This is a genomic window from Lentzea sp. JNUCC 0626, from assembly GCF_043632865.1.
GTDB lineage: Bacteria > Actinomycetota > Actinomycetes > Mycobacteriales > Pseudonocardiaceae > Lentzea.
On sequence record NZ_CP171635.1, the window covers coordinates 8924198 to 8944167 of the forward strand.

Here is a 19970-nt window from a genome sequence, read left to right on the forward strand (position 1 = left end):
GCAAAAACTATAGTCCACACAGCAAAACCTAGAGAGGTGGATCCCGGTGCAGGTGCTCTCCGAAGAGGCTCTTGAGTTCGTCGCGAAGCTGCACGAGGCGCACGCCGCCCGCAGGGACGAGTTGCTCGCCCTTCGCAAGGAGCGCCGGGCCCTCGGGTTTCTGCCGGAGACGCAGGACGTGCGGGACGGCGAGTGGCAGGTCGCCGAGGCGCCTGAGGCGTTGCGGGACCGGCGCGTCGAGATCACCGGCCCCACCGAGCGCAAGATGACGATCAACGCGCTCAACTCCGGTGCCAAGGTGTGGCTCGCGGACCTGGAGGACGCGAACACGCCGCACTGGGACAACGTCGTGCAGGGGCAGGTCAACCTGTACGAGGCCGCGCGCGAGACGATCGAGTTCACCTCGCCGGAGGGCAAGGAGTACCAGCTCAAGGGCGGGCCGTACCCGACGATCGTTGTCCGGCCGCGCGGGTGGCACCTGGACGAGCGCAACCTGCAGTTCGGCGGCAAGAACGCCGTCGGTGCGTTGGTGGACTTCGGTTTGCACTTCTTCCACAACGCCGAGCTCGGCAAGCCGTACTACTACTTGCCGAAGATGGAGTCGCATCTCGAAGCACGGCTGTGGAACGACGTCTTCACGACGGCGCAGCAGCTGTTGAACGTTCCGCACGGCACGATCCGCGCCACGGTGCTCATCGAGACGATTCCGGCCGCGTTCCAGATGGAGGAGATCCTCTACGAACTGCGCGACCACGCGTCGGGACTCAACGCCGGTCGGTGGGACTACCTCTTCAGCGTCATCAAGTACTTCCGCGACGCCGGTGCGGACTACGTGCTGCCGGACCGCAACAGCGTCACGATGACGGCGCCGTTCATGCGCGCGTACACCGAGCTTCTGGTGAAGACGTGCCACAAGCGCGGGGCGTTCGCCATGGGCGGCATGGCGGCGTTCATCCCCAACCGCCGTGACCCCGAGGTCACCGAGAACGCGCTGCGCAAGGTCCGCGAGGACAAGACGCGCGAGGCGACCGATGGTTTCGACGGCTCGTGGGTGGCGCACCCTGACCTCGTGCCGATTTGCCGGGAGATCTTCGACGGGGTGCTGGGCGACCGGCCCAACCAGATCGACAAGCAGCGTCCGGAGGTCAGCGTCACGGCCGAGCAGCTGCTCGACTTCAAGTCGGCGGGCGGCGCGGCGACGCGGGCGGGTCTCGAAGGCGCGGTCGACGTCGGCGTGCGCTACATCGCGTCGTGGCTCGGCGGCAACGGCGCGGCGGCCATCCACAACCTGATGGAGGACGCAGCGACCGCGGAGATCAGCCGCTCGCAGATCTGGCAGTGGATCAACAACAAGGTCGTGCTCGACGACGGCACCCAGGTCACGCCCGACGCCGTGCGCGAGGTGCTCGCCCGCGTCGGCGCCGAGGTCCAGGGCCCGCACGTCGCCGCGGCCGTCGAGCTGTTCGAGCAGGTCGCGCTGTCCGAGGACTTCGTGGACTTCCTGACACTCCCGGCGTACGAGCGCATCTGATGTACCGCACATCGCTGTCCCCCGAGGACGTCGCCGCCCTCACCGCGCGGCTGTCCACTGTGGAACGCAGCTGGCCGGTGGGCCGTCAGCCCGTGCACACGTGCTACGTGCCCGCCGGTCGCGTCATCGCGTCCACCGTCGCCGACTGGGGCCGTGAGGCCCTCGAGTCGATCGACCCGGACCTGCTGCCGGACCTCCCGGACGGAGTGCTGGACCGCGTCGAGGCCAAGCTCCGCCGCGAACCGGTCGAGGACCTGCGCATCGACTTCGAGGACGGCTACGGCGCTCCCGAGGACGACGTCGAGGACATGGACGCCGAGAGCACGGCCCACCTCGTGTCCCGCTGGCTCGCCGACGGCACCGTCCCGCCGTCGATCGGACTGCGCGTCAAGTCGTTCGACACACCCGAATTGCGCGAGCGCGGACTGCGCACATTGGACATCTTCCTGACAGCTTTGGAAGAAGTTCCGCCAGATTTCGTGATCACTTTGCCGAAAGTGACATCTGCCGACCAGGTCGAGGTCTTCGCGGACGTCCTCGACCTCTTCGGCGGCGACCTGAAGTTCGAGATCCAGGTCGAGACCACGCAGTCGATAGTGGACTCTGAAGGCCGCCTGGCCATCCCCCGGTTCATCGCCGCGGGCCGGGGCAAGGTGACAGGTCTGCACTTCGGCACCTACGACTACACGGCGGGCTGCGGACTGTCCGCCGCACAACAGCACCTGGCCCACGGAGCGTGCGACTTCGCCCGCCACGTGATGCAGGTTTCCGCAGCTGGGACGGGTGTGCGCCTGTCCGACGGCTCCACCAACGTGCTGCCCGTCGGCGACGGCAAACAGCACGGCTGGGACACCCACTACCGCCTCACCCGGCGCTCCCTGGAGCACGGTTTCTACCAGGGATGGGACCTCCACCCGTCTCAACTGGTAACGAGGTACGCCGCCGTCTACGCCTTTTACCGAGAAGGCCTCGAAGCCGACGCGGCACGTCTCAAGTCGTACGTCCAGCGCATCTCGGGAGGAGTTCTGGACGAACCGGCAACTGCACAGGCACTTTCCGCCCACTTCCTCCGTGCGGTGGACTGCGGAGCGCTCGATCCGGTGGAAGTGCAGGTCGCAACGGGTCTCGACGAGTCAGGACTGCGCGGACTGGTCGCCCGGTCGAGCTGATCGGGTCATCACCCGTTCGTGTGGTTCTGTCAATGGGTGTCGAATAGTGCGGGCAATGGGTGCAGGGTGGCTCGCATGAGCATGCGAGCCGGCCTCTGGACGGGGCTACCAGACCTCGACGAAGCCGAGCACAAGTACCAGGTGGTGGCGTGCGACGGCGACGTCGACACGTTGATCAGGCTGTTGTCCCGCCCGGAGTGCAACGACGGCTCGCTGGACCACTTCGGCCGCAACCTCACCCCCGAGGGCGACGCTGACCACAACGTGGTGCTGGCAGTTCGCGACGGGTGGGGCTACATGTACTTCGTCGACAACGCCTTCATGGGCTGGCCGAAGGGCTGCCCGGAAGCGCCGTTCGTCAACGAGAAGTACACCGACTTCCCGCCCGGTGTCGGAGTTCCACTGGACGTCTTCCGGCAGTTGCTGATCGAGTTCATGATCTCGGGCGAACGGCCGACCGGCGTCGACTGGTACTCCGAAGCGGACCTGTTCCACTCGTGGCGCGACCAGCAGATGGCGTTGCGAACTTCCGAAAATCGCTGACTCACCCGAGGCCGCAACCCCTCAGGAACGTTCGGGTTCAATGGGGTCATGAAGGCCGTGGTGATAGGTGGGGGAATCGCCGGCTTGCTGGCGGCGCGCGTGTTGGGCGAGTCCCACGACGTGGTGGTGCTGGAGCGCGACGAGCTGAAGGACGAGCCCGAGTACCGGGCCGGGGTGCCGCAGGGCCGGCACACGCACGGGTTGCTGGTGCGGGGCGGTGAGCTTCTCGAAGAGCTGTTCCCCGGGCTGCGCGACGAGCTCGTCGAACGAGGAGCGGTGCTCGCCGACGCCGGGGACATGCGGATTCTGCAGCCCGCCGGGTGGCTGGCCAGGACACATCTCGGGTTGCCGTTGTTGTCGTTGAGCCGGCCGTTGCTGGAGACGACCATCAGGCGGCGGGTCACGGCCGAGATCCTGAGCGGTGTGCACGTCACCGGGTTGTCGGTGCGGGACGGCGTGGTGGACGGGGTGCTGACACGGGACGGGAAGGTCGACGCCGACCTCGTCGTGGACGCGTCCGGGCGGTCGTCGAAGCTCGCGGCCTGGCTCGCCGAGGCGGGGGTCGTGACGCCGGAACCCGAGGTGGTCGACTCCGGGACCGGGTACGCGACTCGGTTGTACGAGGCGCCGGAGGACTTTCCCGTGGTGTACGCGGAGAGCTTGTCCGCGCCGGACGTGTCGCGCGGGGTCGCGGCGATGCGGGTCGAGGGCGATCGGCTCATGGTCACCGCGCAGGGGGCCAACGGGGATCATCCGCCGCGTGACCTCGACGGGTTCCAGGGGTTCCTGGACTCGTTGAAGGCGCCCATTTCGGAGATGCTCGCCGGGTCCGAGGCGTTGACGCCGGTGTACCTGTTCGCGCGGACGGCCAGTCGTCGCAACGCTTTCGAGAAGGTCGCGGGCTGGCCGGGTGGGCTGGTGGCGGTGGGGGACGCGGTGTGCGCGTTCAACCCCGTGTACGGGCAGGGGATCACGGTGGCGGCGATGGACGCGCTGTTGTTCCGGCGGCACGACGACTTCAGCGCCAAGGGGTGTCAGAGGTTTCAGGGCAAGGTCGCCAAGACCTCGCAGTTGCCGTGGCTCATGTCGAGCAACGCCGACCGCGGCTGGACGGAGCACCAGAAGGGCGGACTGCTCGGCTGGTACCTGAAGAAGTGGCAGGTCGGAGTCGTGCACGACCCCGACCTGTTCACCCGCTTCGTCAAGGTCGTGCACATGGTCGCGGCGCCGGCGACCCTGCTCAACCCCGTCGTGTTCAGAAGGCTGGCAAAGTACTCCAGGCAAGGCCCGCGTCCGGAGCGTCGTCCCGCAGGATCGACCCCTCGATGAGGCCGTACGGGCGGTCCGCGGCGTAGAAGACCTCGTTGTCGTTCTCCAGGCCGAACGCGCTCAGGTCCACCAGGAAGTGGTGCTTGTTCGGCATGGAGAGCCGCATCTCGGCGACCTCCGGACGGGCCTGGAGCACGGCCTCTCCCATCGCGTACAGCGTCTGCTGCAACGACAGGGAGTGCTTGTCCGCGAACGTCTTCAGCATGATCGAACGGATCTCGGCGAACGACTTCGCCCAGTCGACATCGGTGCCGACGTAACGCCAACGAGCCGTCACGGACGTCGCCAGGATGCGGTCGTTCGTCTCCTTCAACGTCGTGTACGGGTCCTTCGGATAGCCGTGGAACTCCGACCCGGTCGACTTCAGCACCACCAGGTCGCGCACGCCCGACACGACCCAGGCTGACGAGCCGTCCACGGTCACGGCGGTGGTGCGCTTCTCGTTCGAACCCTGGACGAACGAGTGGTCGTTGCCCTCGATGCGGTCCCACGAGTGCTCGTCGATCAGGATGCGCGCGCCTGAAATCGGCTCCTGCGAACCGACGAAGTGGCGGCCCAGGCGCAGCGCGAAGTCCTCGATCTCACCTACGGGCGCCTGCTTGGCGAACGCGTAGACGGTGTTCTTCTGCGTGTCGGTGGCGAGCACCTTCGCGTTGTCGCCGGTGAGGTGTGTGTCGGCGAGGTCTCCGCGCAGCGAGGTGCTGACGGTCAGGTCTTTGATCGTGTGCACGGAACCGTTGCGCGACACCGTGACGAGGCGGTTCTCCGCCTTTCCGTACTGGTTGGGGCCCAGGACGATGGCCATGTTCAGCTCCCGATCAGCTTCTGCAGCCGCAAGGCGGCGATCTTCGCGAGTTCGTCGTTGACGACGCGGACCTCGACATCCGGCGGGTTGTCCATGCGAGTGGACAGGTTGTCGAGCATTTCCGCACCGCTCAGGCCGGTCGCGCACACCAGGTAGATGTGCCCGAACCGATCCTCGTACGCGGCGTTCGCAGCCGCCAGGCGATCAGCCTGGGAGCTGTCCACACCGGACTGTTCGGACCGCGACCACTTCGCCGACACCCCACCTGTCTTCTGTCGTTCGCCGATGCGCGGGTGCCCGGCGATGGCGCCGAGCACCTCCTCGTCGGAAAGTCCTTGTGCGGCAACCGAAGAAGCCGCGAGGAGAGCATCCACCGACGCGTAGGGCCTGCCCGCCACCACCGCGTCGATCCAGCGGGGTACCGCGAGGCACTCGGAGAGAAGAGGGCGGAGTTCGGCCTCCGGGGCGCTGTTGAAGCTGTCCACGGTTCTCCAAGTTTCTGTATCGCGGAATCTAACTTCCACATTCTTGACCCGGGCCGCGCGGGATGTCTAGTGTCTCCGTAGTACGAAATCCAACTTCCGCAATGTGGAAGGAGCAGGCCAAGAGATGTTCGACGCAAACCTGTCCATGCTCTTCACCGAGCTGCCGTTGCTGGAACGCCCGCAAGCCGCGCGCGCCGCAGGGTTCGACGCGGTCGAGATCTGGTGGCCGTTCGCGGACGCCGTACCCGAGACACGCGAGATCGAGGCCTTCGAGTCCGCGATCATCGACGCACAGGTGCGCCTGGTCGGCCTGAACTTCTACGCGGGCGACATGCCGGCGGGCGACCGCGGCGTCACGAGCTGGCCCGGCCGGGAGACCGAGTTCCGGACGAACGTCGAGATCACCGCGGCCATCGCGGGCCGGCTTGGCTGCCGCACGCTCAACGCGCTGCACGGCAACTTCGAGAGCACCGCGCAGACCGTCTCCAACTACCGCTTCGCCGCCGACGTCGCGGCGGAGATCGGCGCGCAGATCGTGATCGAACCGCTGAGCGGCGCGCCCAAGTACCCGATCAAGACCGCCCACCAGGCGTTCGAGCTGATCGACGAGATCGACCGCGGCAACGTGAAGCTGCTCGCGGACCTGTACCACCTCGCCACGAACGGCGACGACCTCGACACCCTCGCCGACCACGTCGACCGCATCGGTCACGTGCAGATCGCCGACGCTCCCGGACGCGGTGAGCCCGGTACCGGCGAGCTCGACATCTTCGGGCACCTCGCGAAGCTCCGCGCCAACGGCTACAGCGGTTTCGTCGGAGCCGAGTACAAGCCCGTCACCCACTCCTTCGCTTGGAGGGACAACGCATGACCCGGCCAAAAGGATCCACTGTTGCTTTCATCGGCCTAGGCATCATGGGCAGCCCGATGGCGGCCCACCTCGTAGCCGCCGGGCACGACGTGACGGGCTTCGACCTCAGCTCGGCCTCGCTGGAGAAGCTGGAGGCTGACGGTGGCAAGGCCGCCACCAGCGCGCAGGAGGCCGTGAGCGGCGCCGAGGTCGTCATCACGATGCTGCCGAACCACCCGCAGGTCGAGGCCGTGATCGACGAGGTCACCTTCGACGACGGCACGTTGCTGATCGACATGAGCACGATCCGCCCGTCCACCTCGATCGGCATCGCGCAGAAGCTGACCAACGTCCGGGTGCTCGACGCGCCGGTGAGCGGCGGTCAAACCGGTGCGGTGCAAGCGAGTCTGAGCATCATGGTCGGCGGCACCGAGGCCGACTTCGCCGCCGCCCGGCCGTTCCTGGAGATCCTCGGCAAGACGATCGTCCACGTCGGACCGCACGGCGCGGGCCAGGTCGTGAAGGCCGCGAACCAGCTGATGGTCGGTGGCATCTACGCCCTGGTCGCGGAGGCGATCGTGCTGCTGGAGGCGTCCGGCGTCGACCCGAAGGCGGGCCTCGACGTGCTCGCGGGCGGGCTCGCCGCGAACCGGATCCTCGACCTCAAGCGCGAGACGATGATCGCCCGCGAGTTCCAGCCCGGGTTCCGGATCGACCTGCACCACAAGGACATGGGCATCGCACTGGACGCGGCGCGGTCCGCCGACGTCGCACTGCCGGTCACCAACCAGATCGCCGCGCTGGTCGCGGCGGCACGCGCGCAGGGCTACGGGTCGCTCGACCACTCCGCGCTGCTCAAGGTCATCGAGAACTTCGCAGGGAGGAGCTGAACATGCCGAAGATCCCCGTCATGCAGGCGGTCGTCGAGGTCCTCAAGTCCGAGGGCATCGACGTCGTGTTCGGCTGCCCCGGCGCCGCGATCCTCCCGCTGTACAAGGCGATGGAGGAGGACGGCGGCATCGAGCACCTGATCGTGCGGCACGAGGAGGGCGCCACGCACATGGCCGACGGCTGGTCGCGCACGACCGGCAACGTCGGCGTCGCGATCGGCACCTCGGGCCCGGCCGGCACGAACATGATCACCGGCCTTTACACCGCACAGGCCGACTCCGTGCCGATCCTCTGCATCACCGGCCAGGCCGCCGTCTCCAAGCTGCACCAGGAGGCGTTCCAGGCCGTCGACATCGTCTCGATCGCCGCCCCCGTCACGAAGTGGGCGGTGCAGGTCAAGGAAGCCGCGCAGATGCCGTGGATCTTCCGCGAGGCGTTCCGGATCGCTCGTTCCGGACGGCCGGGCCCGGTCCTGATCGACCTGCCGATCGACGTGCAGAAGCAGGAGATCGAGTGGGACTCCACGATCGACGAACCGTTGCCGGTGCCGAAAAGCGCCCCGAGTGACGCCCGCGTCGACCGGGCGCTGGAGATGCTGCTCGCCGCCGAACGCCCACTGCTGCTCGCGGGTGGCGGTGTCATCCTCGGCGAGGCGTCCGCCGAGCTGCTGGACCTGGCTGAGTTCCTGCAGATCCCCATCCAGGCCACCCTGATGGGCAAGGGTGCGATCGACGAGGACCATCCGCTGTACGCCGGCATGACCGGCATCCAGACGTCTCAGCGCTACGGCAACGCGTCGTTCCTGGAGTCAGACCTGGTGCTGGCGCTGGGCGCGCGCTTCGGCGACCGGCACACCGGCGACCTCGCCACCTACCGCGGCGACCGCAAGTTCATCCACGTCGACGTCGAGCCGACGCAGATCGGCAAGGTCTTCGGACCGGACCTCGGCATCGTCGCGGACACCAAGCTGTTCCTGAAGGCCCTGCTGGACAAGGCGAAGCAGCACGGACCTCGGGACCAGGGCGCGTGGGTCGACCGGTGCCAGGAGCTCAAGCGCACGCTGCTGCGGCGCGAGGACTTCGACACCGTGCCGGTCAAGGCGCCGCGGGTGTTCAAGGAGATCAACGAGTTCTACGGCCCGGACACCTACTTCGTCACGGCCATCGGGCTCTACCAGATCTGGTCCGGCCAACACCAGAAGGCGCACAAGCCGCGTCACTACCAGGTCTGCGGCCAGGCGGGACCGCTCGGCTGGGAGATCCCGGCGGCCATCGGGGTCAAGAAGGCCAAGCCGGACGCCGAGGTCGTCGGAGTCGTCGGCGACTACTCGTTCCAGTTCCTCGTGGAGGAACTCGCGGTCGGCGCCCAGTACGACGTGCCGTTCGTGCTGATCATGCTGAACAACGAGTACCTCGGCCTGATCCGGATGGCCGAGGACCACGGTGGCTACGACATGAAGTACGAGGTCGACATCCACTACGACACCACGGGCTCGGACAACGTGAAGATCATGGAGGCCTACGGCTGCTCCGGCATCCGGGTCGCCGATCCGAGCGAGATCCGCGCCTCGCTGGAGTGGGCGCGCAAGGAAGCGGACCGCACGTCGAGGCCCGTCCTCGTGGAGATCATGATCGAACGCGAGGGCAACACCGCGAACGGCACCTCGATCGCCGCGATGAAGGAATTCGAGCCCATCCCGTGAGTCACGTGATCGTCGCGCCGGACAAGTTCAAGGGATCGCTCACCGCCCCGCAGGTCGCCGCCGCCGTCGCGCGCGGCCTGCGGGAGGCGGTCCCGGACGTGGACGTGCGCCTCCTCCCGGTGGCCGACGGCGGCGACGGCACCGTCGACGCCGCTGTCGCCGCCGGGTTCCTCAAGGTCGGGCGCTGGGTCACCGGACCGCTCGGCAAGCCGGTGCCCGCGTCGTTCGCCGTCCAGGGCCGCACCGCCGTGGTCGAGGTGGCCTCGGCGGCCGGGCTGACGTTGCTGGAGCGGCCCGCGCCCCTCGACGCCACCAGCCACGGCGTCGGTGAGCTGCTGAAAGCCGCCCTGGACGTCGGCTGCACCACGATCGTGCTCGGTCTGGGCGGCAGCGCCTGCACGGACGGCGGCGCGGGCATGCTGGAGGCGCTCGGCACCACGTCGTTCGACGGTGTCGACCTGGTGCTCGCCTCGGACGTGGACAACCCGCTGCTCGGCCCGTCCGGCGCGGCCGCGGTCTACGGGCCGCAGAAGGGCGCGTCACCCGAGCAGGTGGAGATCCTCGAACGTCGCCTCGAGGCGTTCGCAGACCGGATCGGGCCGGAGTACTCCGCACGGCCGGGCGCGGGTGCGGCGGGCGGGATCGGGTTCGCGGCACTGGCCGTGCTGGGTGCGCGGTTCCGGCCGGGCATCGAGGTGGTGCTCGACCTGGCCGGATTCGCGGACGCCGTGCGGGACGCGTCGCTGGTGATCACCGGCGAGGGCTCGCTGGACGCCCAGACCAGGCACGGCAAGGCACCGTACGGGGTGGTCAGGGCCTCGGGCGACGTGCCGGTGGTCGCGGTGGCGGGGCAGTGCTCGGTCCAACCCGGTGACCTGGGGTTGAAGGCCGCCTACGCGCTGTCGGACGTCGAACCGGACCTCACCCGGTGCATGGTGCAGGCCGAAAGTCTGCTGAGAGTTCTCGGCGGTCGCATCGCTCGCGACTGGGTGTCAGAGTGAGCGGCATGGACCTGGTGTTCCGCGGCCGCAGGGTCGTCACCTCGCAGGGCGAGATCGCGTGCGACGTCGGTGTCGCCGGCGGCCGGATCGTCGCCGTCGAGCCGCGCATCGACTCGCCGAACGTCGTGCACCTCGCGGACGACGAGGTGCTGCTGCCGGGCCTGGTCGACACCCACGTGCACGTCAACGACCCAGGTCGCAGCGAGTGGGAGGGCTTCGAGACGGCGACGCGCGCGGCGGCGGCCGGGGGCGTCACGACGATCATCGACATGCCGCTCAACAGCATCCCGCCGACGGTTGAGGTGGCGGCGCTGGAGATCAAGCGCAAGGCGGCCGCGACCGTCTCCGTGGACGTCGGGTTCTGGGGCGGCATCGTCCCCGGCAACCTCGCCGACCTGAAGCCGTTGCACGAGGCCGGCGTCTTCGGCTTCAAGTGCTTCCTGCTGCACTCGGGCGTGGACGAGTTCCCGGCGGTCACCACCACCGAACTCGAAACGGCGCTGAGGCAGCTGGCGACGCTCGACGCGTTGACGATCGTGCACGCCGAGGACGCGCACACGGTCCGTGAGTCCGAACCGGACTACCCGGGCTTCCTCGCGTCACGGCCGCGCGAAGCCGAGAACAAGGCGATCAGCGACGTAGTAGAGCTGACCCGACGGACCGGCGCGCGCACTCACGTCCTGCACCTGTCGTCGTCGGACGCGCTCTCGATCCTGGAGGCCGCCAAGCGCGAGAGCCTGCGGATCAGTGCCGAGACCTGCCCGCACTACCTCACGTTCACCGCCGAGGAGATCCACGACGGGCAGACGGAGTTCAAGTGCTGCCCGCCCATCCGGGAGGCCGAGAACCGCGAGGCGTTGTGGCAAGGCCTGCGCGACGGCGTGATCGACCTGGTCGTGAGCGACCACTCGCCGAGCACGGTGGAGTTGAAGGAAGGCGACTTCGCCACGGCGTGGGGCGGCATCGCGTCACTCCAGCTCGGTCTGCCGGCGGTGTGGACGGGCGCGCGCGAACGCGGCTTCCAGCTCACCGACGTGGTCCGCTGGATGGCGACGCACCCGGCCCGTCAGGTCGGGCTGGAGTCCAAGGGCGCCATCGAGGTCGGCAAGGACGCGGACCTCGTGGTCTTCGCTCCGGGCGAGACTTTCGTGGTGGACAAGAACAAGCTCCACCACCGCAACCCGGTGACGCCGTACCACGGACGCTCGTTGCACGGCGTTGTCCGCCAAACGTGGTTGCGTGGCAAGGAAATCAGCACAACTCAAGGCAAGCTGCTCAGAAGAGGAGAAGCATGACGGAGTGGACTCGGCTGCCCGATCTCGCCTCGCGTGCGGTCGGAGGTGGTGTGGTGTGGGCGAACGACGAGTTGTTCGCCGAGCGGGAGAACCTGATCAAGCCCGCCGAGCCGGTCTACCAGACCTACACCTTCGGCCACAAAGGCCAGGTCTACGACGGCTGGGAGACCCGGCGGCGCCGTGAGGCGGGCGTCGACCAGGCAGTGATCAGGCTCGGCATGCCCGGCGTGGTGCGCGGGGTCGTCGTCGACACGGCGTTCTTCAAGGGCAACTACCCGCCGTTCTGCTGGGTCGAGGGCGCCCAGGCCGACGGCTACCCGTCCGCCGAGGAGATCACCGACTGGTTCCCGCTGGTCGAGCGCACGGCGTTGAAGGGCGACGAGAAGCACTTCTTCGACGTGCGCGAAGGCCGTCGCGTCACGCACGTACGGCTGACGATCGACCCCGACGGCGGTGTGGCACGTCTGCGCGTGCACGGCGAACCGCTCGCGGACCCGCGTCTGCTCGTAGGTGGCGTCGACCTCGCCGCACTGGAGAACGGCGCGGTCGTCACCGGGTGCAGCAACATGTTCTACAGCTCGCCCAACAACCTCATCGCCCCTGGTCAGGCCACGGTCATGGGGGAGGGCTGGGAGACCGCGCGCCGCCGTGACGACGGCAACGACTGGGTGTCGCTCAGGCTCGCCGCACCGGGCGTCGTGCACCTCGTCGAACTCGACACGAGCCACTTCAAGGGCAACGCGCCGGGCTGGGCGTCCGTCCGCGGCTGCGACGAGCGCACCGACCCGGACGCGTGGTTCGACCTGCTCCCGCGTACCCGGCTGCAACCTGACACACGGCACCGGTTCGTCGTGGACCCGAAGGAGGCCACGGCCGTGCGCCTCGACATCTACCCGGACGGCGGCATGGCCAGGCTGAGGGTCTTCGGCGCGCTGACGAGCGACGGCGTCTCACATCTCAGGACCAAGTGGGATAAAACGGCCGATTGACGGACTTCGGCCGCCGCCTGATTCTGGCAGCGTCTCCTCCCGCAGATCATGGATCCAGGGAGGGACATCCGTGCAGTTGCGCGTTTTCAGTGCTGTGGTGGCGAGTGCCGCGCTCGTGGCGAGCGCGAGTCAGCCCGTGCTCGCCGCACCGGAGAGACCGGAGTACCGGGTCGGCTCGATCGCCTGGACGCCTTGTGCCGAGGCGCCGGCGATCGAGTGCGGCTTCCTCGAGTTACCCGTGGACCACGCGAAGCCGCGTGGGGAGAAGTTCCAGCTGGCGGTGTCGCGGCGCAAGGCGAGCGTGCCGTCGCAACGCATCGGCGCGATGATCATCAACCCCGGCGGGCCGGGCGGCTCGGGCGTCGACTTCTCCTTCGCGGCCGAGCGGTTCTTCACCAAGGACATCACCGACCGGTTCGACGTCATCGGGTTCGACCCGCGCGGTGTCGCCCGGTCCGCGCCCATCCGGTGCTCGGCGGAGGTGCTGGCGCGCCAACCGTCGCTCTACCCGAAGAACAAGGCCGAGTTTGACTTCGCGGTCGCGTTCAACAAGGAGCTGCGCGCGGACTGCCGCAAGGTGTCCGGCGCGCTCTTCGACCACGTCTCGACCACGGACGTCGCGCACGACATCGACTCCATCCGGCGGGCACTGGGGGAGAAGAAGATCAACTTCTTCGGTGTCTCCTACGGCACGTTCATGGGGCAGCAGTACGCGGAGCTCTACGGCCGCAACCTCCGCGCCATGGTCATGGACTCCACCGTCGACCACAGCCTCGGCACGTGGCGGTTCGTCGAGACCCTGTCGCGCGGCATGGTCGGCGTGTTCGACGAGTGGGTGAAGTGGAACGACCGCGACCCGTCGTCGCCGTTCCACGGCCAGGACCTCCGGGGGATCTGGCGCGACCTGCTCGCGAAGGCCGACCGCGGTGACCTGAAGGACGCGCAGGGCAACCCGGTCACCACCGACTCGCTCGTGTCCGGCGTGCAGGGCATGGGCTACTACCCGGACTGGAAGTGGTTCGCCGACTACGTCGCATCGTTGGTCGGCGGGGGTGCGGCCACCCGTCCGTTCGCCCAGGCCGAGGTGCTCGACTTCCCGGCCACCGCCGTGTTCTGCAACGACTTCAACCTGCGCGTCACGTCGTGGAACGAGTACCGGGCGATCACCGCGATGGAGGTCCGCACCTCGCCGGACACCCGTGGCAACGCGCTCGGGCACATCTTCCTCGTGGCGTGCGCCGGGTACCCGAAGGCCACGAACCCGCAGCGGCCGTTGAACATCAGGAACGCGCCGAAGATCCTGATGACCAACTCGAAGTACGACCCGGCGACGGTCTACGAGTGGGCGGCCAACGCACATCGGCAGTCCCGCGACACGACGGTCTTCGTGACGTACGAGGGCTGGGGTCACGTGGTCTACGACCGCAGCGAGTGCACGAAGAAAATCAACGACGACTACCTGATCTCGTTGAAGCTGCCGCGTCTTAATACGCGATGTGCCGCCGTCGAACCGCCATCCGTCGCAGCCCTCTCCACGCGGCCGGTGATCACGACGGGTCCGTTCGCGGCTCGCTGACCAGGTCGTTCGGGCTCCCGGTACCGGTGCCGGGAGCCCGCCTGGGCGGTTGGGCCGAAATGACTAACTGTCGGTGGTTGTACGACCACAGAATGATTTCTCTTCCTACCTACGTCGGTTGCCCGATTCCCCCTGGCGCTGGAAGCGTTCCCACCGCAAGTTCGGGGATCTAGGGAGGAAATCCATGCAACCGACGGTGCGTGCCTTCGCGGCCGCCCTCGCGAGTTCTGCATTGGTGTTGGGCGCGACCCAGATCGCGTCCGCCGCTCCTGAGGGGCAGGGGCAGCCTGAGTTCAAGGTCGGTTCGGTCGACTGGAAGCCGTGTGCGGAGGTGCCGACGGTCGAGTGCGGCTTCCTCGAGCTGCCGGTCGACTACGCGAAGCCGAAGGGCGAGAAGTTCCAGCTCGCCGTGTCCCGCAGAAAGGCCAACGACCAGTCGAAGCGCATCGGCGCGATGGTCATCAACCCCGGTGGCCCTGGTGGCTCCGGCGTCGACTTCTCCTTCGGTGCTGACCGGTACTTCAGCAAGGACATCGTCGACAAGTTCGACATCATCGGGTTCGACCCGCGGGGTGTGGCGCGCAGTGCGCCGATCAAGTGCTCGGCCGAGGTGCTGCAGCGCCAGCCGTCCGACTACCCGAAGACGAAGGCCGAGTTCGACGCGCTCGTCGCGTTCAACAAGGAGCTGCGTGCCGACTGCCGCAAGGTGTCCGGCGCGATCTTCGACCACGCCTCGACGCGGGACGTCGCGAACGACATCGACTCCATCCGTCGCGCGCTCGGCGAGAAGAAGATCAACTACTACGGCGTCTCCTACGGCACGATCATGGGCCAGCACTACGCCGAGCAGTACGGCAAGAACATCCGCGCGATGATCATCGACTCCAACATGGACCACAGCCTCGGCACGTGGAAGTTCCTGGAGACCGAGGCGCGCGGTGCCGAGGGCGTCTTCAACGAGTGGGTCAAGTGGAGCGACCGCGACGCGTCGTCGCCGTTCCACGGCAAGGACCTCCGCAAGATCTGGAAGGACCTGCTCGCCAAGGCCGACCGCGGTGAGCTCAAGGACGAGGGCGGCCGCGTCATCACCGCCGAGAACCTGGGTGGCGGCATCGTGAGCATGGGCTACGGCCCGGCCTGGAAGCCGTTCGCCGACTACATCGCGACGCTCGTCAACGGTGCTCCGGCGCCGGCCAAGTTCGCCGAGGGCGAGACGTTCGAGAACCCGTTCGCGGGCATCTTCTGCAACGACTACAACCTCCGCGTCGGCTCGTGGGGCGAGTACCAGGCCCTCAACGCGATGGAGAAGCGCGTCGCGCCGAACACCCGCGGCTCGTCGATCGGCCACGGCGCCATGATGGGCTGTGTCGGGTTCCCGAAGGCCACGAACGCCCAGCGGCCGTTGAACATCAAGCACGCGCCGAAGATCCTGCTGACCAACGCCCTGTACGACCCGGCGACGGTCTACGAGTGGGCCGTCAACGCCCACCGCCAGTCGCGTGACACCACGGTCTTCGTGACCTACGAAGGCTGGGGCCACGGCGTCTACGACCGCAGCGAGTGCACGCTGAAGATCAACGACGAGTACCTGACGTCGCTGAAGCTGCCGCGCAACGGTACGCGTTGTGCCGCCGTCGAGCCGCCTGCTCAGCAGATCATGTCCGCGGACGCCAAGCCGGTGCCCGCCGGTCCGTTCTCGGTTCGCTAACGCAGGTCAGTAGCTATACCCCCGGTGTATACGCCGGGGGTATAGTGCTGCGCCGTGGCGGGTCTGTGGTGGCCTCGGGGCAGGGGTGCGTGGGCGCGGTTCGCGTTCACGGCGTTCGGTGTGGCCGTCGGTGTGACGGTGTTGATGCTGTGCCTCACGGCCCAAAGCGCGCTGCAGGGCCGTTCGGATCGTTCGGGGTGGCAGTACACCCGTGCCGACGCGTCCGCGCCCGTGATGTCCTGGCTGGTCGTCACCGACTACTTCGCCGGCGAGGAGATGCTGCGCATCCACGTCGCCGACGTGGCTTCTTCGGCGCCCACACCTGGTTTTCCGTTGCCGCGTGACGGTGAAGTCGTTGCCTCACCGGCGATGCAGCGGTTGTTCGAGTCCACTCCGGACGATCAGCTCGATCTTCGGTATCCCGGCACCGTCGTCGGCACGATCCCGGTGGACGTGCTGTCCCACCCCGACCAGCTCATCGCGGTCGTGGGCGGTCGGGTGCCGGACATGTTCCCGGTGACGGCCATCGCCACCGCGCCGGATCACGGGTTCTTCGCGCTGACCAGGATCGTGCTCGGCATCGCCGCCCTGGTGCTGCTGGTGCCCGTCGTGGTGTTCGTGGCGATGGCGACCCGAATCGCTGCGGCCCAACGGGAACGGCGGCTGGCGGCGTTGCGGCTCGTCGGTGCGACGCGGTGGCAGACGACGGTGATCGCCGCCGGGGAGACCGCGATCGCGGCGTGCGCGGGAACGGTCGCGGGCTGGCTCGCGTACGAGGCGTTGCGCGGTGTGTTCGCTTCTTCGGTGACGTACGAGGGTTTCCTGTTCCACCCCGACGACGTGCGCGCGCCGTTGGCCGTGCTGGTGGCGATCCCGGTGCTAGCGGTCATCGTGTCCGTGGCGTCGTTGCGGCGGGTCGACGTCGGACCGCTCGGGATCGTCCGGCGTGCCGCGTCGAAACCGCCGACCGCGATGCGCGTGTGGCCGTTGATCGTGGGGTTGTGCGGGCTGGTCCTGGTCACCTACCTGCCGATGGACCGGTTCGACCAGATGACGCCTATCTTCGTGCTCGCGACTCTGGCCGGTGTCGTCGTCGTGGGCCCGTGGGTGTGTCTTCAGGCCGGACGGCTGCTGGCGCGCGCGTCCAGCGCCACGACTGTGCTCGCGGCACGGCGGATCGAGCAGGACCCGAAGGCGTCGTTCCGGGCGGCGGGCGCGCTGGTGTTCGCGGCCTTCGCGGCCACCTACCTGAGCGGCATGATCAGCGCGTACGGCGACGACCCCGGCACCGCCACGCCACCGGGTGTCGTCACCGTGTTCGACGGCCGCGACCGTCAGATCGTCAGCGACGGCACGGTGGCCGACGAGGAACGCATCCGCACGCGCGAGGCCCTCGCCGCACCGAACGCCATCATCAACACCCGCCGCGAGTTCGCGCTGCGCGAGCAACGGCGCTGGGACGACGTCGAGTCGATCACGCACTTCGCGTTCACCGTCGTCGTGGTGGTCGCGGGCTGCGGTCTCGCCGCCGGGGCGGTCGGAGGCCTGCTCGAACGGCGCCGCTCGTTCGCCCTGCTGCGCGCGGCAGGGACGACGCTCGGGCAGTTGCGCCGGGTCGTGCTGCTGGAGACCGGGATCCCGCTGGTGTCGATGACCGTGCTCGGCGTGGGGCTGGGCGTGCTCACGCTGCTCGCGACCGGCGGACCGTTGCCGGGGTTCGGGTTCGCCGCCGTGGTCGTGGCGGGGCTCGCGGCGGCCCTGGTGATCGCCGCGGCACCGTTGCTGGTGCTGAGGCGGAGTTCGGGGCCCGAGTCCGTTCGCGCGGACACCTTCTCGTGACCGTTCGGGTGCTGCCGCTCGAACGCTTCCACGCGCCATGTCCGCCCACGCCAGCCTCTCGTCGTGGGCGGGTTCCGGTTCCTGCGCGAGCCTCGTGACCTGGACGCGCCGGCGTCGTTCTCCGGTCTGCCCGCCGACCGGGTGCGTGACGTGGTCGAGGTGCTGGCCGCGCACGGTGTGGTGGTCGAGTTGGACGGGACTGTTCGTCTCGCGGACGGCTTCCTGGAGTTCACGGCGGCGGACTTCGGTGCGGCCGCGCGGTCGGACGAGGACGCCGTCGCGATCGCCCGTGCCGCGGAGGAGCTGGAAGCGGAGGCCTCGGAGGCGGGATTCGAGTTCGTCCGCATCGGCACGTCGGACTTCGGGCGTTATGTCGTGATGCGCAAGGCCTGAGGACCGACGGTGATCAGACGGCTCCCGTGAGGTGGCCGAATCGTGACCGTGAACGCCGTGAAACGCGGACGTAACACCGTCGGACCCTTAGTTCACCTCCGCGAAACGTTGGGCGCGGACGGGTGAAACAGGACATCTCGATGCTCCCTGCAACCGACGTGCAGTGGAGGTCGAAGTGGATACAGGGGACACCGCCTGGGTGCTCACCAGCGCCGCATTGGTGCTGCTGATGACGCCGGGCCTTGCCTTCTTCTACGGAGGCATGGTCCGTTCGAAGAGCGTGCTCAACATGATGATGATGAGCCTGGGCGCGATGGCCGTGGTCGGTGTCCTGTGGGTCCTCTACGGGTACTCGACGGTCTTCGCGACAGACATCGGCGGCGGCCTGCTGGGCAAGCCGTTCGAGTTCTTCGGCCTCGACGGGCTGCTGGCAGCCGACTCGTTGTCGGGCACGATCCCGACCACGGTGTTCGTGTCGTTCCAGGCCGTCTTCGCCATCATCACGGTCGCGCTGATCTCCGGTGCCATCGCCGACCGCGCCCGGTTCGGCCCGTGGCTGCTGTTCGCGGGTCTGTGGGCGACGATCGTGTACTTCCCGGTCGCGCACTGGGTGTTCGACTTCGACGGCAAGGACGACGCCGGCAACGTCATCGACCCCGGTGGCTGGATCGCCAACAAGCTCCTCGCGATCGACTTCGCCGGTGGCACCGCCGTCCACATCAACGCCGGTGCGGCCGCCCTCGCTCTCGCGATCGTTCTCGGCAAGCGGGTCGGCTGGCCCAAGGAGCCGATGAAGCCGCACAGCCTGCCGCTGGTCGTGCTCGGTGCTGGCCTGCTGTGGTTCGGCTGGTTCGGGTTCAACGCCGGTTCCGCCCTGGGCGCCAACGCCACCGCCGGTGTCACGTTCGTCAACACGATCGTCGCGACCTGTGCCGCGCTGCTCGGCTGGTTGGTCGTCGAGCGCATTCGCGACGGCAAGGCCACCACTCTGGGTGCCGCCTCCGGCATCGTCGCGGGTCTGGTCGCGATCACGCCCGCCTGTTCGTCCGTCACCCCGATCGGCGCCATCGCGGTCGGCGCGATCGCCGGTGTCCTCTGCGCGCTGGCGGTGTCGCTCAAGTACCGCTTCGGCTACGACGACTCGCTCGACGTCGTCGGTGTTCACCTCGTCGGTGGTCTGGCCGGCACGATCCTGATCGGTCTGTTCGCCAGCGAGGCGGCCCCGGCCAAGGTCAACGGCCTGTTCTACGGCGGCGGCTTCGACCAGCTGTGGCGCCAGGCGGTCGGCGCGTTCGCGGTGCTCGGCTACTCGTTCGTGCTGAGCCTCGCCCTCGGTTACCTGGTGAAGTTCACCGTCGGCTTCCGCGCGTCGGAAGAGGCCGAGGTCGCGAGCATCGACGAGGCGGAGCACGCTGAGCGCGCCTACGAGTACGGCAGCCTGACCAGCGCTCGGGGCGTCGGCAAGCCGAGCGTGGCCGCGGGTGCGACCGCGGTCCTTGAGGGGAGCAACAAGTCATGAAGCTGGTCACCGCGATCATCAAGCCGTTCACGCTCGACGACGTGAAGAGCGCCCTCGAACAGCTCGGGGTGCTGGGCATGACCGTCAGCGAGGTGCAGGGCTACGGCCGCCAGAAGGGCCACACCGAGGTCTACCGCGGTGCGGAGTACTCGGTGGACTTCGTGCCCAAGATCAAGATCGAGGTCGTCATCGACGACACCGCCGTCGAGAAGGTGCTGGAAGCGGTGGTCGAGGCCGCCCGCACCGGCAAGATCGGCGACGGGAAGGTCTGGGTCACTTCGGTCGACACGGTCGTGCGCGTGCGCACGGGCGAACGTGGATCGGATGCGCTTTAAAAACTGAGGA

18 protein-coding genes are annotated in these 19970 nt (G+C 68.1%); 16 read left to right on the forward strand and 2 right to left on the reverse strand.

Annotation, left to right across the window (positions count from 1 at the left end):
* The first annotated feature begins 46 nt into the window (after positions 1-46).
* The 4 genes from aceB to JNUCC0626_RS41835 all read left to right on the forward strand — a co-directional run bounded on the left by aceB (position 47) and on the right by JNUCC0626_RS41835 (position 4572).
* Positions 47-1531 (forward strand): malate synthase A, encoded by a 1485-nt coding sequence (aceB, locus tag JNUCC0626_RS41820; RefSeq protein WP_394616166.1) that lies wholly within the window; start codon positions 47-49, stop codon positions 1529-1531.
* On the forward strand, positions 1531-2700 hold the full coding sequence (locus JNUCC0626_RS41825) for a DUF6986 family protein (RefSeq protein WP_394616167.1): 1170 nt from the start codon (positions 1531-1533) through the stop codon (positions 2698-2700). Before aceB ends, JNUCC0626_RS41825 begins: the two co-directional genes overlap by 1 nt.
* Before the next feature lie 75 nt (positions 2701-2775).
* Positions 2776-3243 (forward strand): Imm1 family immunity protein, encoded by a 468-nt coding sequence (locus tag JNUCC0626_RS41830; protein ID WP_394616168.1) that lies wholly within the window; start codon positions 2776-2778, stop codon positions 3241-3243.
* A 48-nt stretch (positions 3244-3291) separates the two neighbouring features.
* On the forward strand, positions 3292-4572 hold the full coding sequence (locus JNUCC0626_RS41835) for an FAD-dependent oxidoreductase (protein ID WP_394616169.1): 1281 nt from the start codon (positions 3292-3294) through the stop codon (positions 4570-4572).
* Here JNUCC0626_RS41835 and pucL read toward each other — a convergent pair.
* The gene (gene pucL, locus JNUCC0626_RS41840; protein ID WP_394616170.1) at positions 4499-5377 is read right to left on the reverse strand and encodes a factor-independent urate hydroxylase; all 879 of its coding nucleotides are present in this window, start codon (positions 5375-5377) and stop codon (positions 4499-4501) included. The genes JNUCC0626_RS41835 and pucL overlap by 74 nt on opposite strands.
* Positions 5378-5379: 2 nt before the next feature.
* Entirely contained in the window at positions 5380-5901 is a 522-nt protein-coding gene (gene uraD / locus JNUCC0626_RS41845; protein WP_394616171.1) for a 2-oxo-4-hydroxy-4-carboxy-5-ureidoimidazoline decarboxylase, read from the reverse strand.
* Positions 5902-5986: 85 nt separating this feature from the next.
* On the opposite strand from uraD, the gene JNUCC0626_RS41850 reads away from it, so the two are divergent.
* From JNUCC0626_RS41850 to JNUCC0626_RS41905, 12 genes are all read left to right on the forward strand, one after another.
* The gene (locus tag JNUCC0626_RS41850) at positions 5987-6733 is read left to right on the forward strand and encodes a hydroxypyruvate isomerase family protein (RefSeq protein WP_394616172.1); all 747 of its coding nucleotides are present in this window, start codon (positions 5987-5989) and stop codon (positions 6731-6733) included.
* Positions 6730-7602 (forward strand): NAD(P)-dependent oxidoreductase, encoded by an 873-nt coding sequence (locus JNUCC0626_RS41855; RefSeq protein WP_394616173.1) that lies wholly within the window; start codon positions 6730-6732, stop codon positions 7600-7602. The genes JNUCC0626_RS41850 and JNUCC0626_RS41855 overlap by 4 nt, the downstream gene beginning before the upstream one ends.
* A 2-nt stretch (positions 7603-7604) precedes the next feature.
* The gene (gene gcl, locus JNUCC0626_RS41860) at positions 7605-9305 is read left to right on the forward strand and encodes a glyoxylate carboligase (protein ID WP_394616174.1); all 1701 of its coding nucleotides are present in this window, start codon (positions 7605-7607) and stop codon (positions 9303-9305) included.
* A complete protein-coding gene (locus JNUCC0626_RS41865; RefSeq protein ID WP_394616175.1) occupies positions 9302-10306 on the forward strand; it encodes a glycerate kinase family protein in 1005 nt (334 codons plus the stop codon). The genes gcl and JNUCC0626_RS41865 overlap by 4 nt, the downstream gene beginning before the upstream one ends.
* A gap of 5 nt (positions 10307-10311) precedes the next feature.
* Positions 10312-11601, forward strand: a complete 1290-nt coding sequence (gene allB, locus JNUCC0626_RS41870) for an allantoinase AllB (protein WP_394616176.1) — start codon at positions 10312-10314, stop codon at positions 11599-11601.
* On the forward strand, positions 11598-12590 hold the full coding sequence (gene alc / locus JNUCC0626_RS41875; RefSeq protein ID WP_394616177.1) for an allantoicase: 993 nt from the start codon (positions 11598-11600) through the stop codon (positions 12588-12590). The genes allB and alc overlap by 4 nt, the downstream gene beginning before the upstream one ends.
* A gap of 70 nt (positions 12591-12660) precedes the next feature.
* Complete coding sequence (locus JNUCC0626_RS41880) at positions 12661-14166, forward strand: alpha/beta hydrolase (protein WP_394616178.1); 1506 nt, start codon at positions 12661-12663, stop codon at positions 14164-14166.
* A 184-nt stretch (positions 14167-14350) separates the two neighbouring features.
* Positions 14351-15874, forward strand: coding sequence for an alpha/beta hydrolase (locus JNUCC0626_RS41885; protein ID WP_394616179.1), 1524 nt, complete (start codon positions 14351-14353; stop codon positions 15872-15874).
* Between the two features lie 54 nt (positions 15875-15928).
* Positions 15929-17713, forward strand: a complete 1785-nt coding sequence (locus JNUCC0626_RS41890; protein ID WP_394616180.1) for an FtsX-like permease family protein — start codon at positions 15929-15931, stop codon at positions 17711-17713.
* 63 nt (positions 17714-17776) lie between these two features.
* Complete coding sequence (locus JNUCC0626_RS41895) at positions 17777-18106, forward strand: hypothetical protein (protein WP_394616181.1); 330 nt, start codon at positions 17777-17779, stop codon at positions 18104-18106.
* A 175-nt stretch (positions 18107-18281) separates the two neighbouring features.
* The gene (locus tag JNUCC0626_RS41900; protein ID WP_394616182.1) at positions 18282-19625 is read left to right on the forward strand and encodes an ammonium transporter; all 1344 of its coding nucleotides are present in this window, start codon (positions 18282-18284) and stop codon (positions 19623-19625) included.
* A complete protein-coding gene (locus tag JNUCC0626_RS41905) occupies positions 19622-19960 on the forward strand; it encodes a P-II family nitrogen regulator (protein ID WP_253323279.1) in 339 nt (112 codons plus the stop codon). The genes JNUCC0626_RS41900 and JNUCC0626_RS41905 overlap by 4 nt, the downstream gene beginning before the upstream one ends.
* Positions 19961-19970 lie beyond the last annotated feature (10 nt).